The following is a 16,158-nucleotide window of genomic DNA, read 5'->3' as shown; positions in this document are numbered from 1 at the left end:
TGTTCAGGTGGCAATCCTACTTTGGGCAGGTGGCGCGTTGAGGATCCTGCCGAAACCGGATTCCGAACAGCTCTCCGTTACCGCCGAAAAAGAGGAGGCCGCCCCAAGCGGGACGGCCTCTGCCTAGCCCTTCGTTGAGGTCAGAATTCAGCCGGGACCGGCTCAGTGCAAATCCAACATCACGATCGATTTGGGTGGCAGCGAAACGCTCAACGTCTGTCCATTGATCGTGGCGCCCCCAAAAGGCGCCGGCCTGACCGTGTCGGGAGCGCCGAAGGTGTTGTGTGCGTCCATCGCCGCGGCGGTCAAAATGCGGCCGGACATGCGGGTGACGTTGAGGCCGTCGAGCTTGACGCGGACCGTTGCGGCGCGGTTCGGATCGACGTTGGTCAGACCCACATGCACGACCCCGGCCGCGTCGCGAACGGCGCTGGCGCTGATGGCTTTCAGCGAAGACCCGTTCTTGCTGTACGTCGGCGCATCGACATCGACGGGCAAGACCGTCGCATCCTGATAGTCCTTGTACATGTCGAATACCCAATAGGTCGGGGTCTTCACCATCTTGTCGCCCTGGGTGAGGAGCAGTGACTGGAGCACATTGACCATCTGGGCGATGTTGGCTCCGCGCAGACGATCCGTGTGGCGCGCGAAGATGTCGAAATTCAAGCTGGCGACGAGCGCATCCCTGAGGCTGTTCTGCTGGTACAGGAAGCCGGGATTGCTGCCCGGCTCGACATCGTACCAGGTCCCCCATTCGTCGACCAGCAACGCTACTCGCTTGCTTGGATCATATTTGTCCATGATCGCCGCATGTTCGGCGATGATCTTGTCCATCCGGACGGTTGCGGCAAGCGTGCGGGCCCATTGGTCCTCGTCGAAACCGGTTGCCGCTCCCTTATGCTCCCAGCTGTTCGGCACCGTGTAATAATGCACGCCAATGCCGTCGATATTCTTTCCGGCGATGCGCATCATCGTGTCGGTCCAATCGGTATCGCCCGAATTGGCGCCGCTGGCGATCTTCATGACGTGCTGGCCCGCCGGCATCTTCACGAAGGTGCCGTAGCGCCGCGTCAAGTCCGCGGCATATTCGGCGCGCATGCTCCCGCCGCATCCCCACAGTTCGTTGCCGAGCCCGACCATGGGAAGCCGCCAGGGTTCCTTCCGGCCGTTCGCCGCACGTTCGTCGGCCAGCGTCGATCCGACCGGAGAGGTCATATATTGGACCCACTCGGCCAACTCCACCGGGGCCGCCGAGCCGACATTGCCTGATACATAGGCGTCCGCCCCGACCAGTTCGGAGAAATCCATGAATTCGTGCGTGCCGAACGCATTGTCCTCGGTGACCCCGCCCCAATGGGTGTTGATCGAGACCTTGCGATTGGCTTGCGGCCCGATGGCGTCGCGCCAATGATATTCGTCGGCGAAGCATCCGCCGGGCCAGCGGATCTCGGGCACGCGAATCGCCTTGAGCGCCTCGAGCACGTCCTTGCGATAGCCCTTGATATTGGGAATCTTGCTGCGCGGTCCGACCCAGATTCCGGTATAGATGCCGTGGCCGAGATGCTCGGCAAACTGGCCGAAAATATGCCGGTCGAACTTCGGAGCAGGCCGGTCGCCATGAACGACCACCGTGTCGGCATTCTCATCCCCCACCGCATAGGCAGTCGAAGGCACGGCAACGCAAATAGCCAAGGCGGCGAGCAACAGGCGCATTTCCATCTCCCCTAGGAACCGGGTCGCTGGGACCTTTCTCCCAGTCGGTCCGCTCTTTTTAACTCAGACATAATCTAACGCAATGGTGATCTTGAGTGCGAATTATGCTGTCTGCTTCGTCCGATGCGGGCCGCCGCGGTGGAAACATGGCCGTGCAGACCGCGATCGCCCCGCAGCGATCGGCATCGTTCGCCTAGCGTGCCAGCCTTGCCGAAGCGGATGCTAGGATTGTCCCGACCGCGGCCGGTTGGGTTTGGACGATAATTCGCCGACCTCCCCGCCAAAGGCGATCATGTCGGTCATCAACTGAAAGGCGCGGTCGCCGTCATGGTCCACGATCGCCTGGAACAACTCGGCATGCCTGCGCACCGCTTCGCTGCGCAGCTGCTCGTCTTCGAGCGGAAGAAGCAAGGTCGCGCATACCAGGGCGGTCTCGACGATGGCCGAGAAGGACCCAAGGATGAAATTGCCCGTGCTCGCGGTCACTGCCCGGTGAAATTTGAGGTCCGCTTCGGCAAACAGCTGCCGGTTCCCGATCGCCTCGTCCATCAACCGCACGCTCGCCTCCATCTCGGCGAGATCGCTGATCGATGCCCGTTGCGCGCTCAGGCGGGCAGCGAACGGCTCCACGGCAAGGCGCGCCTCGCGAAGCGTCTGGAGCAGATCTGGGTCGAGCCCGACGGCAATACGCCACGCAAGCACGTCGGGGTCGAGGAAATTCCAGCTGTGACGATCGCGGACCCTCGTGCCGACCTTGGGTTTTGCGGTGACGAACCCCTTCGCATCGAGGATCTTGATCGCTTCACGCAATACCGTGCGCGATACGCCGAAACGCTGGAGCGCTTCCTCTTCACCCGAAATCCTGTCGCCCGGTTTCAGGGTGCCGCCGATTATTTCCATCGCGATGGCGCGCGCGATCCTGGTGGTCGACGGCATATTGATCGACCTTATGCCGCGCGCGGCATTGATCGCCTGGTCGGAGATCAGCACCCTGGGTGACGGTGACTTGGAAATAAGGAGCCTCGCGAATTACAAAAAAGGAACGGTAGCGACCAATTGTATGGAGCGCATTACTGTCGAGACGCTCTTCGGGACTCCGGTCCCGCCACGCGATTATTGCCCCACAGGCTGTCATAAGACCAACCCGACAGATCCTCCACGACCTTCGCATGCAGCGCATCGGTCGGGCTGCGCGCGCCGCCGCGGAAATGCTCGATTTCGTCGAGCAGGATGGCGTGGGTGTGCGGATCGAGGCGGAAGCGCGCGGCGACCAATACGCCGAACGCAAGCACCACAAGTGTCCCCACTCCCAGCACTGCGGCGATCGCGACGATCGTTTGCGGACTCTGGGTCGCGGCCTTCGGCACGAAACCGGACGCCTCCATCACCTGACCCACCAGGATCACGGCCAGCGCCTGGCTCATCTTGCGCACGAACGTCATGACTCCCGCGAATGCGCCCTCGCGGCGTCGGCCGGTCACGATTTCATCGACGTCGGCCATGTAATTGTACGTCGCCCAGGGAATGTAGTTGAGCGCACCCCGGCCCAGGCCGACGAACACCACCGGCAACCAGAACAGCGCCGAGGTCGCGGTATAACCGGCCCAATACATGCCCAGAAAGATGACGACGCCGATCGCGAAGCTCGCCGCGGCAAGCCGGTAGGCGGCGGACGGCGACATCCGCAATGCGAAATTGATCGCCAGCACCACCGCGATCAACTGGACGACATAGGTCACGCCGACCAAGTTGGCGACGATCGTGGTCGAACCCGCCAAGGCGAAGATCACGAAATAGGTGAACGCCGCATTGTAGATGTCCTGGCTGATATAGCCGCCGAGATACATGCCGAGATGCAGCCGGAATGCCCGGATGCGAAGGGTCGAGAACAGGTTGCGATAGAGCGCCGCGAACGCGGCACCCAGTGACGGCCGCGCAGCGGCTTCCGCTTCCTCGAGCCCTCGCGGCCGGTGGCGCTCCCAGCTGAAGGCATAGAGAAGCGCGGCGGCTGCCATGAACATCGCCGAGAAGATGATGCCCATGTAAAGAAAGGTCCGCGGCGAGCCCGGGCCAAGATAATTGATCAGCTGGCCGGGGAGGAACGCGGCGGCGATCGCCGAACATTGCCCCAACAGGATGCGCGCACCGGCGAACTTCGCCTTGATCCGGTAATCGGTCGCCATCTCGCTGGCGAGAGTCTCGTAGGGGATGATCTCCATCGCATAGACCATCTCGAACAGCACATAGGTGATGAGGTAATACCAGAAGCCCTGCCCCGCGACCCACATGAGCGCGAACGAGGGCAGGAGCGGAATCGCCGCGAGGATGAAGAACCGCCGCCTGCCGAACGTCCTGCCCAGCCAGGTGCGACCGAGATTGTCCGACAGATGGCCGATCAGCGGGCTGGTGAAGGCATCGAAGAAGCGCGCGACGCCGAAAATGATCGTCGCTTCCGCCGCCGAAAGGCCGCAAAAGCTCGTATAAAAGATCAGGATCCAGGTGCTGATGACGGCCATCGACCCGGCGCCGAGGATGTCGTTCGACCCGTAGAAGAGCAAATTGTACCAGCGCACCGGCCGTAGCGGCATTGCCGGGGTCTCCGCGATTGGCGCGCCGGTCATCTTCAACGCGCTCCCGGTGCCAGGGACGCGGCAGAGCGAGGGCAAGCCATGCGGTCGCCGCGCCGGAACTCTACTACCGCCATCATCAGATGTACGTCCGCAGGAACTCGCCCAGCGCAATCACCGCCAGGCTTTGACCATAAGGCATCGAGGTCAGCGCGATGTCCTTGTAGAATTGCTGCGTGTCGCCCATCGCCGTGCCGAAAGAGACCTGCTTCAGTTCCCCGGTCGCGTCGATATTGGCGAGGACGCCCTTTACCGCCTTGATCCCGACCGCCTCGTAATGGCGTGGCAGATAGCCCTTACGCACCCCTTTCAGAATGCCATAGGCGAAGCCGGCGGTGGCCGATGCCTCCAGATAGCTGGTGGGATCGACGATCAGCGTGTGCCACAGGCCGGTATCGGCATCCTGTGTCTCCGCCAATTTCCTGACCTGCGCCGCCAACGTGTCGATCAGGAAGATGCGAAAGGCGTCGTCCGGCGGCAGATCGAGGATTTCGATGATCTCGGGAATCGCGATCGTCACCCAACAATTGCCGCGCGCCCACAGCGCTTCCGCGAAATTGTGCCGGCCGTTGAAATTCCAGCCGTGGAACCACAGCCCGGTCGTCTTGTCGTACAGATATTTGATGTGGACGAGAAACTGGCGCTTCGCCTCCTCGATATATTGAGGACGGTTGAGCAACAGACCGATCTTGGCCAGCGGAAGCACCGACATCATCAAGGTGTCGTCCCACAATTCGCCCGGATTCTCGTCATTGTAGACGAGGTGCTGGAACGCGCCTTCCTCGGTCTTGGGCAGCCCGTCGGGCGCCATCAGCCATTCGGCCCAGGTGTCGAGATAGGCGACGTACCGCGGATCCGCTTCGTATTCGTAGAGATAGGCCAGCGTCAGGAACGGGGCCATGGTGTTGATGTTCTTGGTCGGCGTGCCTTCGGCAAAGCGATCGTCGAACCATTGTTTGATGATCGCCAGCGCTTTCTTGTCGCCGGTTTGTTCGAACAGGCGCCACAGGCCGAACAGGCCGACGCCGTGGGTCCATTCCCAACCGGCCCAGCCCTTGGTGTCGATCACCCGCCCATCCTCGAGGTGGAGCAGGAACTCGCCGGTCTCGTCCTTGATGTTAAGCAAATTGTCGATCAGCTTATCGATCGCTGTCGTGACGTCACCGTGCGGCACGTCATGGGTAACGGCGGCCAATCAATTTCTCCTGTTGATGAGGCGCGAGGGTGGCAGAGCCTGGCCGTGCGCCGCGATATGAAGGCGATGGAACGGCCGGCGCCGGGTTAGGACGTCGCCGATCATCGCGCGGCGACCGGATCGAGTTCGGCGGGACTTGCCGGCGCCGGTACCGGTCGCACCGGCACCCCGCCGGCCACGTTGCGCAACGTCACCAGCTTGACCGCCTCCAGCGCATCGCCCGGCGCGCCATCCGAGGTGACGGCCAGCGCGACCGTGTTGCTGCCGCGATGATTCAGGATGCCTTCGGGAATCGCGAATATGCGCTGCGGACCGACATGGGCGATGAACTGTCCCATGTTCCAGCCATTGACAAAGATCAGTACGCGATAGCGCGCCTTGGATCGCGGCGTGGCGGTGTCGCCGAACGCCAGCGCGATCGTTGCGTCCTGCCCTTTCGGTACCGCGAGATCGAAGCGTGTGCGAAACCAGGTGGTGCCGGCGGACGGGGCTACCCCGGGGACCGTCGCGGCTAGCCATTTCGTGTCGTCGAAACCGGGAAGATGCCAGCCCATCCGCTCGCCATATTGGCCGCCATTGTTGGCGGGTCCGCGCGCCGGGTCCGGCAGCGCCTCGCCGCCCGCCTTGCCCTGGATCTTCCATGCGACCGGAACCGCGAAGCTGCGCCCACCCTGTGCCTCGACCGAGACCGAGACGAGCCCGCGCGCTTCCTTGTGCAATTCGTCGGCGCCGAGGTCCCAATTATGCCCGTTGTTGCGCACCATGACGGACAGCACGTGCTCGCCAGGCGCCCGCGCGGCATCGGGCAATGCGAAACGCGCCAGTCCGGTGGTGATCGGCCGCGGCAGGCCGCTCGCCAGTTCGTCCTGGCCGACCAGCTTGCCGTCGAGAAAGAGCTGCAACATCCCCGCTCCGCCCGCGCCGTAGAACAAGGCGATCTGCTGCGCTTCCGGGGATCCGGTGAAACGGCCGCGATACCAGACGTCCCCGTCGTGAAAGCCGTACGGGTCCATGTCCAGGGTCGGTTGACCATCGGGCTTGGCGGTGATCGTCGCCGTCCCGCGACTGTCGACGGATTGCCACTTGCGATCGTCGAATGCCGGATCGGTTTCGGGCGATCCTGCCGCCATCCGCCAGGCGGTCAGCGCGGGAAGCGCGAAATCGGCCGGGCCGGCCAGCGGCCGCAGCGCGAGGCGGTTGCCGACCGTGCCCGACTTCAGCGCCACCGCCGCGCCATTCCAGCGCACTTGTTTGATTGCCGCTGGGGCCCAAAGCTCGAGCGGCGTCTCGGCCCTGGTATCGCCGGTCAGCATCAACAGGCCGCGGCTGGCATCGGCGCGACGAACGAGCGCGGGACCGCGCACCAGCACCGGGCCAGCGGCCGTATCCCGCCGCCAATATCGTACGCCCTCGGCCTCGTCAGTGAGCAACAGCGTGAGCGCTGGACGCCCACCGCCGGTCACGCGGACCACGGTTCGGCTGTCGTGGGCGTAGTTCAGCCGAAGGTCGCCCTTCGTGGCGTCGAACACGCTCGTCGCTTGTCCCTCAAGCACTTCGACCCTGGGTGCCGACGCATAGCGCAGGGCGGTCTCCCCGTCCTCGCCATGCCGGCCATAAAGCAGGACCAAGTCCCCGCCGTCGACCGTCATCGACGATTGCAGTTCGGACGTCGAATAGACCAGTCGCTGTGCGCCCAGATCGACTCCCGCGAGCAGCCATTTCGCGTCGAACCCGTGCAGCCGCATCGGGGCGGCCTGTGGGAAGGTGTAGCGGCCATCGGGCAGATCGGCGGCGATCGTGAACCGGTCGTCGGTCTGGCCGTTCGAAGGCCGATGCGTGACCAGCAGGAAGCGCGCGCCGCTCTCGGGGCTCTTGTTGTGATACACTTGGATATTGGGCGAAGAGGCAACCGCCGGCCCGGCCGGGACCATGCCGGCAAGATCGGGCACGACGGCGATCAGGCCGCCGAGTTGTTTCAATTCCTCGGCCTTTTCGCGCAGCTCGCGCGCTTCGGAAATGGCCGCGCCGTAATCGTAGCTGGTGAACACCACGGGCGCCGGCAACCAGCCCCAGCTCGTCCCGCCATAGCCCATATAGAAGCTCTGGATGTCGATGCCGTTGGCGAGATTGGTGCCGTAGAAGACACGCTGAAACCGCTTGCCGCGTTGGATCGAATTGCACTCATAGCCGCCGTTCGAACCCCAATAATCGAACCAGCCGCCGCCGAATTCGGCGAGGAAGGCGGGCGTGTCGGGCGAGGCCGAGGCCCCGCCCCTCGCGCCACCGGCGCCGTAGAAGCCCCAATCGGGCGCGGCCGATCCGCGCGTGACCTTTCCGGTCGCGGTGCAGGTGCCGCCGGGATAGCCGTCGAACGCGTACAGGTCGTTCGGCCCCTTAACCACATCGGCGACGGGCGAGCTCTCGGGCACCCAATAGCCGTTGCGCCCCTGATCGTTGTGGAACAGCGGGATGGTAACGCCATCGGCGCGCACCTTGGCATAGAGGTGATCCATGTAGCGCCGCTGCGCGGACGTGGTCAGCGGCAGCTCGTTCTCGATCTGATAGAGGATGATCGTCCCGCGATGCCCCTTGCCGTCACCGTTGATCTGGTGGCGCGCGACGATCGCATCGATCCTGCTCATCCACTCGTCGACCGCCGCGAGATATGCGGGGTCGTCGGTCCGCGCGCGCGCCTTCTGATTGACCAGCCACCCGGGAAAGCCGCCGCGCGACAATTCGGCATTCACATACGGCCCAGGGCGAGCGATGACGTAGAGCCCCTCTTCCTCCGCCATGGTCAGCACGCGATCGATGTCGCGGATGCCGGTAAAGTCGTATTGTCCCTGTTTCGCGGTGTGATAGCCCCAGTCAAAATAGAGCGCGACGGTGTTGAACCCGCTCGCCTTCATCTTTTGCAGGATGTCGCGCCACAGGTCGGGACTGGGCAGGCGAAACGGGTGAAACTCGCTCGACCAGATGACCTTGCGCTTGCCGTCGATCATCAGCGACCGCGCATCATAGGACACGCGACCGAACGTCTTCACCGGCGCGCCCAAATTCTCGGTCGGTCGCGCGGTCTGCGCCGGCGCGGCGCTCGCCAGAAGGAACCCAGCCAGTGCGCTCAGGCCGTTCGATAGCCGGACGATCCTACGCATGGTGGAAGATCAGCGGAAGCGGCCATTCCTTCGGCCGGTTGTCGGCTTCGACTTCCATCAGCGGCGCCATATAATCCCACCACTTCTTCATCAGCGGATGGTCTGGCAGCGCATCGCGATCATTGTCGTCGCGCAGCTTCAGCACGGCGAACAGCGTGAGCGTATCCTCATCGAGAAAGATCGAATAATCGTAGATCCCGGCCTCGGTCAGCAGCGCCGATAGTTCCGGCCATATCTCGTCATGACGCCGACGATATTCGTCGATCGCACCGGGATTCAGCTGCATCTTGAACGCCCAGACCGACACCAACCCTCCCTAAAAAACCCATTATGTGGTATATATGTTCAAAATCTGGTATCCGACATTGCCTCGCCGGTCAATCTCGACCGCGCCAAAACGGCGTCCTGAAAATGGTCGAATTCGGAGCATCGTCGAGCAGGATCGGCGGTCGCGCATCGGGCGCGGACACGGCCAGTTGGAGCCCGTCGATCGTCAGCCCGCGCGCGTGCCGCACCCATAATCCCCAGGCGGGCAACGGGCCGAACATGCTCGGTTCGGGATACGCGCCGGGATGCTCCTCCGGACGGCGCGCGGCATCGGCGCCTGTGCCTCCGCCGTCATAGGTCAGCCGGATATTCGCGAGCCTCACATTCTCGATCGGGTGGCCGGCCAGCCCGGCAATCGCTGCTGGATAGCGGTGGTCGATACCGATCGCCTCCACGTCGCTGATCGTGACGTCGCGGATGGCGCCGATCCCGGTTCCGGGCGGTCCGCGCCGGCGATCGCCCAACCGCAGGAAGATCGGCGCGGTGGTAATATCGCGCATCGTCAGCCGCCGCGCGACGACATGCTCCATCACCCCGCCATCGACGGTCTCCAGCGCAAGACCGCGGCAATGGGTGAAGCTGCAATCCTCGATCAGGATATCGCGATAACCGCCGTTGCTCTCGGTCCCCAGCTTGATACGGCCGGTGACGCGATCGCGGTCGGGGGCCAGTTCCTGCGTCATACGCCGGCTACCGTCGAGCATCGTGCCGAGATCGTAGCCCGATACCGCGCAACGCCGGATCGTCACGCGCTCGGCGGCAATCGCCCGGCCGAGCGCGTAGCTGGCCTTGACCACAATCGCGTCGTCATTGGGCGTATTGACGTGGCAATTATCGACCAGCGCATCCTGTACGCAGTCCAGGTCGATGCCGTCGCGCTCGGTGTCGATCGTCAGGTCCCGGATCGTCAGGTCGCGCGTACCCGTCGCGAGGATCGCGAAATGCCCGCATTTCAGCATCGAGAATCCGGCCAGGCGGATGTTGCGGCCGTTGCGGAACGCGATCGCCTTGTTGCCTTTTCCGCGCATCGCCGTCGCGGCGGGCTCAAGCGCGGCGATCTGCGCGTCGGTCATGCCCTGCATCGACAAGGGACGCTCCCCCGTCTGGGCCTTCCATCGCGCGCCGGGTCCGTCGCGCGTCAATCCCAGGCCGTGAATCAGGCCGGGGCCGACGATCGCGGCGTCCTCGACTTCCTCTCCCCAAATCAGGCTGTTGCGCCAATGGCTGTGTCCGAAATCCTGATAGAGTTGGTCGGCATCTTCCGGCAGGTCATATTGGCCGGCGTGCCGTGCCGGATCGGCCGCTTCGATTACCGCGCCCTTCGCCAACTGGATGGTGACACGGCTCTTCAATTCGATCGAAAAGCAGAGATAGCGACCGGGCGGAATCAGCACAGCACCGCCGCCGGCACGCGCGGCCGCAGCGATCGCTGCGTTGATGGCGCCGCTATCGATGGTGCGGCCATCGCCTTTCGCACCAAACGCCCTAACGTCAAACAGTTGGCCAGCCCGGGCCGGAAACGGGAGCAATGCACCCGCGACGAGGCCGAGGCTCAGATCCCTGCGCGTCAACGCCGCTTCGCTCGCTCTTTTACGACGTCGCATGCCCTGCTTCGTCCATGCGGCAGATTTTCGCGTCAACCGCCCGATCCCGCCCGCGAAAAGGCGACCGGCAGCCCGCTGGGCAGCCGGTCGAGGGGAGGAAAGTGTAGCCCTTCCGCGTCAGAACTTGGCCTGCACGCCGAGGAAGAAGCGCTGCCCGGGATAATAGACTTCCGAGGTGCCGATGCCCTTCACATAGGACTTGGAATATTCCTTGTTGATGTTCTGCATCTCGGCGAACACGCTGAAGTGCCATTTGGGGAAACGGAGGGTGATCTTGCCGTCCAGATACCCCTCGGCCTTGCGATAGATCGGGAGGTTGCCGTTGTTGGAGTCGGCGATCGTCACCAGCCAATCCGACCGGTAATTGTAGTTCATCCGGACGTTGAGGAACCCCTTGTCGTAGAAGACGCTGGCATTCCAGGTCCAGGTCGACAGGCCGGGATATTCCTTCAGTGGAGCGCCGGTCGCCGAATTGGTCAGGTTGGTGCGGATCGCCCGGGCGTAGGTCAGGTTCCCGGATGCGCCAAAGCCGTCGAACGGCTTGGGCAGGAAGCTGAAGACCGTTTGCGCGCTCGCCTCGATGCCGTCGAGCAGCGCGCCGAACCCGTTTATCGGCTGGCGGACGGTATAGGTGACACCGTCGTGGAACAGGTCCACTCCGCTCCGCGTCACGTTCGGAACGACGAAGCTCGATTCGTATTTCTTGTAATAGCCAAGGCTGACCAATGTATCCTTGTTAGGATACCAGGCGAGGTTGAGCTCCCACTGATCGGCACGATACGGTTTCAGATCTGGGTTGCCGGCCGTGCAGACGTCGTCGGCCGCGGCGACGGTGGCGTCGTCGAGACAGTTGATGTTCGGCACGAGGTCGGTCGGTTTCGGACGGGCCAGGTTCTTTGCCCAGTTGGCGCGCAGCACCAGATTGGGGGTGAACTCCAGCGCGGCGTTGAACGCCGGCAGCACGTCCGCATAACTGTTCTTCAGCGTCGCCTGTTGCGCGGCCAGCACCACGGTCTCGGTGCCCCCGGTCGAGTTGAAGCGAGTGACGCGGCTGATATTGGTGCCGATGCCGCTGTCCCTGGTGAAGGTATAGCGAACGCCGCCATTGCCGGTCAGTCGCATGCCGAACACATGGGTGGCGAAATCCGCCTTCAGATACCCTGCGGCAACCGTCTCGCTGATCTGGTAGGCCGGGATTTGCGGCAGACCATTCGCCTTCAGCACCAGATCCTGGTCGAAGCCCGACAGGTCATAATATTTGCCGAGGATGTCGGAATTGAAATTGGCGTAGGATATGCGGCCCGGGATCGTGTTCGGTGCGCCCTGCAGGCCAGTGAACAATGGCGCGCCGCCGCTCACCGTCCCGAGCGCATCGATCAGCCCGGCATATTCGGCACGCGTGATGTAGTAAGTGGTGCCATTCACGCGCTGCGGCACGGTGGCCGCGTCCACCACGTTGGTGGTGTACGAGACGTTGGCACTGCTCTGATAGACGAGCGGCGTAACTCCGGGCGCGGAAATCAGGCGCGAACCGCCGCCGGTATAGGAGATATAGTCCTGCCAGCGGACCTGGCCGCCGAATTCGATCATCTTCAGGGGGCCGAGATCGACTTGCCAATCGGCGTCGAGCTTCAGCTGCTTCTCGGTGTTGCTCGACTGAGAGGGTCGATATTGCAGCACCGGCCCCGCCTGCCCCACATTTCCGGCACGGTTATAGTCGACATAGATATTGGGATCGGCGGGATCAACGCTGCTCGGGTAGGTCAGCACCGGGATGCCCAGGTCGTTTCGCGTATCCACCGACGCACCGGCGATGCCGGTGCTCAGCGAGATGAGGTTCGTCTCACCGATCGTGGTCGCCTTTGCGTACGACCCCATGCCCTTGATCTTGAGCCGGCCGAAATCCCAATCGAAGCCGGAGGTGAAATATTGCGACTTCTGGTTGTATTGGAAATCGCGGCGCTGGACGCCGAGGATGTTGCTCGAACCGCTATAGACCGGCGCCGCGGCAGTGCCGATGTTCACCGAATTCAAGGCGGTGGTGTAGCTCGTCACCACATGGTTTCCGTCGACCGTGGAGGTCCCGACCTTGACCTGCGGCGTCGAGCTCGTGCCCAGCGAAGGGTCGAGCTGGAAACGCTGGTAACGCCCGATATCGAGCGAATAATTCGTGTCCATCAGCCGCTGGTCGCGGTTGTTGATCTGCGCTTCGGCATACCAGCGAAAATTGTGCGCGACCTCGTACTGAATCGTGAAGTCGCCCGACAAGCGCTTGTCGCGCCGCACGAGATTGCGATAGCGCGGCACCGTCGCCACCCAGTCGAAGAACTGCGTCTCGCACGCCGCGCGGCGCGTCGCGAAGCTCGCCTTCGCGGTGAAGCCGACGTTCGCGCAGCTCGCGTAGGTGTTGAAGTCGGCATAGTTCGGGTCGGCGACCGTCTTCTGGTCCGAATGATCGAAATCGGCCAAGCGCTTGTAGTTGGTATTGCTGGCATAATCCTGACGCGTCGTGACGTCGTCATAGGTGACGTTCAGCAGCACGCCCAACTTGTCGGTGAACAGGTGCGGCGTCCCGATCACGAAGGTGCCGCGCGGCCGCCAATCCTGGCTCGTGTCGAGATGCTGCTCCGAAAGCACGATACTGCCGAGAGCCTTGGTCAGCTCCAGCGGCTTGCGCGTCTCGATCGACACTGTTCCGCCTATCCCGCCCTCGGTCAGGTCGACGGTATAGCCCTTATAGACGTCGATCGACTTGACCAGTTCGGTCGCCAGCTCGCGAAAGTCGCCGCCACGCGTGCCGAGCGCCGACACCTGGCTCATCCCGTTGACTTCGACGCGGTTGAGATCCGGCTCGACACCACGGATCGACACCTGGACGCCTTCGCCGAAATCGCGGCTGAGCTGCACGCCGGTCACGCGAGCGAGCGAGTCACCGACATTCTTGTCAGGGAAGCTGGCGATGTCGTCGGCCACGATCGAATCGACCACCGTCCCGGCATTGCGCTTGCGCGCGATCGCCGAGCGCAGCGACGCGCGCGTGCCGACAACGAGAATCTCGCCCTTGTCATTGCCGGGCGTCGTGTCGGCCTGATCTTCGGTCTGCGGCTGAGCGGCGGTTGCGGGTGAAGGTGCGGGATCGGTCTGCGGCGGAGTGGCAGGTGCCGTCTGGGCCTGCGCGGGCAGAGCGATGGCGCAGCCCAGCGTCAAAGCGAGAACGGAAGTGGTGGTCAGGCGGCGCCCCATCCGCCGGCGATCTGCAGTCATCGGTGTCTCTCTCCTGTACCGCGCTTCGCATTGTCCCGGCGCCCTCCCGGCCCGGTGCGAATTTTCGCGTTTATGATTATCTGGCGTCGACGACGATGCGGGCGGTAGCGGCCGGGCGGCCACGGCCCGTAGTGATTCCTGCCGGAAAAAATCGCACCTTCATCATCATCCCTCCTCGTGACGCGGCTCTTTACCGTCGTCCGGCCTTCGCTTTAGCTGTCCACATTGTGAGCAGTCGTTTCACTCTATGTTGCCAAAACGTGGAATGCAATCCTATTAAGTAGGATAATATCACGCAGGTGGAGAGAGGATGTCATGCGGGGCTTCAGGAAAATGCTGATTGCGACGGCCGCGCTTGGCGGACTGCTGGCCGTGGCGAGCGTCGTCGGCGCGGCGCCGCCGCGGGAGGCCGAGCGACTCGATCGCGGGCTGATCGCCTCCCCGGCCAAGGGCGGCGGCTGGCTGGTCAGCTGGCGCTTATTGAAGAGTGATCCACGAAATGTCGGCTTCGACGTCTATCGCGACGGGCGCCGCATCAACGGCACACCGATCTCCGAAGCGACCTCGTTCGTCGATCCCGACGGATCGGCTGCTGTGCATTATACGGTGCGTGTCGCTGGTATTGGCGCCCGGCAAAAGGCGAGCGCGCCGGCAATCATGCTGCCCAAGGGGTATCTGTCGATCCCGCTGACCCCGCCGCAGGGCGGAACGGAGCCCGATGGAGAATCCTATACCTACACCGCCAATGACGTATCGGCGGGTGATCTCGACGGCGACGGCCGGTACGAGCTGATCCTGAAGTGGGACCCGACCAACAGCCACGACAATAGCCAGGCCGGCTATACCGGCGACGTATTCGTCGACGCCTATACGCTGGACGGCAAAAGGCTTTGGCGGATCGATCTCGGCAGGAATATCCGCGCCGGCGCGCATTACACCCAATTCCAGGTGTTCGATTACGACGGCGATGGCCGCGCCGAAGTGGCGATGAAAACGGCCGACGGGACGGTCGACGGCACAGGCAAGGTCATTGGCCATGCGAAGGCCGACTGGCGCAGCCGTGACGGCGAGGTGCCGCAGCCCGACCGCACCGGCGCTAAGCTACTCGCCGACGGAACCAAGGTAGCCCCGCTGAAGGGCCGGATCCTCAAAGGCCCAGAATATCTCACCGTGTTCGATGGCCGGACCGGCCGGGCGCTGGCCACCGCGCCCTACGACCCTCCCCGCTATCCCGGCGGCAATCCAACCTTCGAACAATTGCGCGACACCTGGGGCGACGGCTACGCCAACCGCGCGGATCGCTTCCTGGCCGGCACCGCCTATCTCGACGGGCGGCATCCCAGCATGATCTTCGGGCGCGGCTATTATGCTCGGACGGCGATCGCCGCCTGGGATTATCACGGCGGCAAGCTGACCGAGCGTTGGCTGTTCGATTCGGCGGCGCCCGGCAATGGCGATTATGGCAATCGCGGCAATCACCAGCTCAGCATCGCCGACGTCGATGGCGATGGCCGCGACGAGGTGATCTACGGATCGATGGCGGTCGACGACAACGGTAAGGGGCTATGGAGCGACCCGCTCTATCACGGCGACACGATGCATGTCGGCGACCTCGACCCGCTGCGGCCAGGCCTCGAGAAATGGGGCGTGTTCGAGGAAGTGAAGGCGAATGGTGGGCTCGGCTCGGGCCTGCTCGACGCGCGCACCGGCGAGATCCTGTGGACCAAACCGGCCGAGAGCGACACCGGCCGCGGCGTCGCCGCCGATATCGATCCGCGCTATGTCGGCGACGAATTCTGGGGATCCAACAGCCGCGACCTGTTCGACGTCCACGGCAATGTGATCGGCCCGGCGCCGCGTCAGACCAACTTCGCTATCTATTGGGACGGCGATCTGCTGCAGGAATTGCTCGACGGCACGACGATCAGCAAATGGGACTGGAAGACCAGCACCGCCGTCACGCTGCTGCATCCCGACGACGTCGCATCGAACAACGGTACCAAGGCGACGCCTGCCTTGCAGGCCGACATCCTGGGGGATTGGCGCGAGGAAGTAGTGTGGCGCTCGGCCGACAACCGCGAGCTTCGCATCTACACCACGCCCTATCCGACCACGCATCGTTTGGTCACGCTGATGCAGGACCCCGTCTATCGCGCCGGCGTGGCGTGGCAGAACACCGCCTACAACCAGCCTCCCCATCTGAGCTACTTTCCCGGCGCGTTGAAACCGAGCGAGACGGCAGCGCAATGACGGGGTCGCCACCGCGCTCGGTT

The 16,158-nt window shown here is 63.4% G+C and carries 9 protein-coding genes; 1 reads left to right on the top strand and 8 read right to left on the bottom strand.

The features are described 5' to 3' along the window. Window positions 1–162: 162 nt before the first annotated feature. The 8 genes from Q0L25_RS20315 to Q0L25_RS20280 all read right to left on the bottom strand — a co-directional run bounded on the left by Q0L25_RS20315 (window position 163) and on the right by Q0L25_RS20280 (window position 13,885). Complete coding sequence (locus Q0L25_RS20315; RefSeq protein WP_296617479.1) at window positions 163–1,713, bottom strand: alpha-L-arabinofuranosidase C-terminal domain-containing protein; 1,551 nt, start codon at window positions 1,711–1,713, stop codon at window positions 163–165. A gap of 222 nt (window positions 1,714–1,935) precedes the next feature. Then, a complete protein-coding gene (locus tag Q0L25_RS20310; RefSeq protein ID WP_296617477.1) occupies window positions 1,936–2,703 on the bottom strand; it encodes a FadR/GntR family transcriptional regulator in 768 nt (255 codons plus the stop codon). 80 nt (window positions 2,704–2,783) lie between these two features. After that, window positions 2,784–4,334, bottom strand: a complete 1,551-nt coding sequence (locus Q0L25_RS20305) for an MFS transporter (protein WP_296617474.1) — start codon at window positions 4,332–4,334, stop codon at window positions 2,784–2,786. Between the two features lie 85 nt (window positions 4,335–4,419). Continuing rightward, window positions 4,420–5,535 carry a glycoside hydrolase family 88 protein gene (locus Q0L25_RS20300; RefSeq protein ID WP_296617472.1) on the bottom strand — a complete coding sequence of 372 codons (1,116 nt, stop codon included), beginning with the start codon at window positions 5,533–5,535 and terminating at the stop codon, window positions 4,420–4,422. A 101-nt stretch (window positions 5,536–5,636) separates the two neighbouring features. Beyond that, a complete protein-coding gene (locus Q0L25_RS20295) occupies window positions 5,637–8,690 on the bottom strand; it encodes a beta-galactosidase (RefSeq protein WP_296617471.1) in 3,054 nt (1,017 codons plus the stop codon). After that, complete coding sequence (locus Q0L25_RS20290; protein ID WP_296617469.1) at window positions 8,683–8,997, bottom strand: L-rhamnose mutarotase; 315 nt, start codon at window positions 8,995–8,997, stop codon at window positions 8,683–8,685. Before Q0L25_RS20290 ends, Q0L25_RS20295 begins: the two co-directional genes overlap by 8 nt. A 70-nt stretch (window positions 8,998–9,067) precedes the next feature. Further along, window positions 9,068–10,621, bottom strand: coding sequence for a glycoside hydrolase family 28 protein (locus tag Q0L25_RS20285; RefSeq protein ID WP_296617467.1), 1,554 nt, complete (start codon window positions 10,619–10,621; stop codon window positions 9,068–9,070). Between the two features lie 117 nt (window positions 10,622–10,738). After that, the gene (locus Q0L25_RS20280) at window positions 10,739–13,885 is read right to left on the bottom strand and encodes a TonB-dependent receptor (protein WP_296617466.1); all 3,147 of its coding nucleotides are present in this window, start codon (window positions 13,883–13,885) and stop codon (window positions 10,739–10,741) included. 333 nt (window positions 13,886–14,218) lie between these two features. On the opposite strand from Q0L25_RS20280, the gene Q0L25_RS20275 reads away from it, so the two are divergent. After that, window positions 14,219–16,135, top strand: a complete 1,917-nt coding sequence (locus tag Q0L25_RS20275; RefSeq protein WP_296617464.1) for a rhamnogalacturonan lyase — start codon at window positions 14,219–14,221, stop codon at window positions 16,133–16,135. Window positions 16,136–16,158: the final 23 nt, after the last annotated feature.

The sequence above is a fragment of the Sphingomonas sp. genome (assembly GCF_024508665.1).
Lineage (GTDB): Bacteria > Pseudomonadota > Alphaproteobacteria > Sphingomonadales > Sphingomonadaceae > Sphingomonas.
This window is presented reverse-complemented; position numbering and strand designations above follow the sequence as displayed.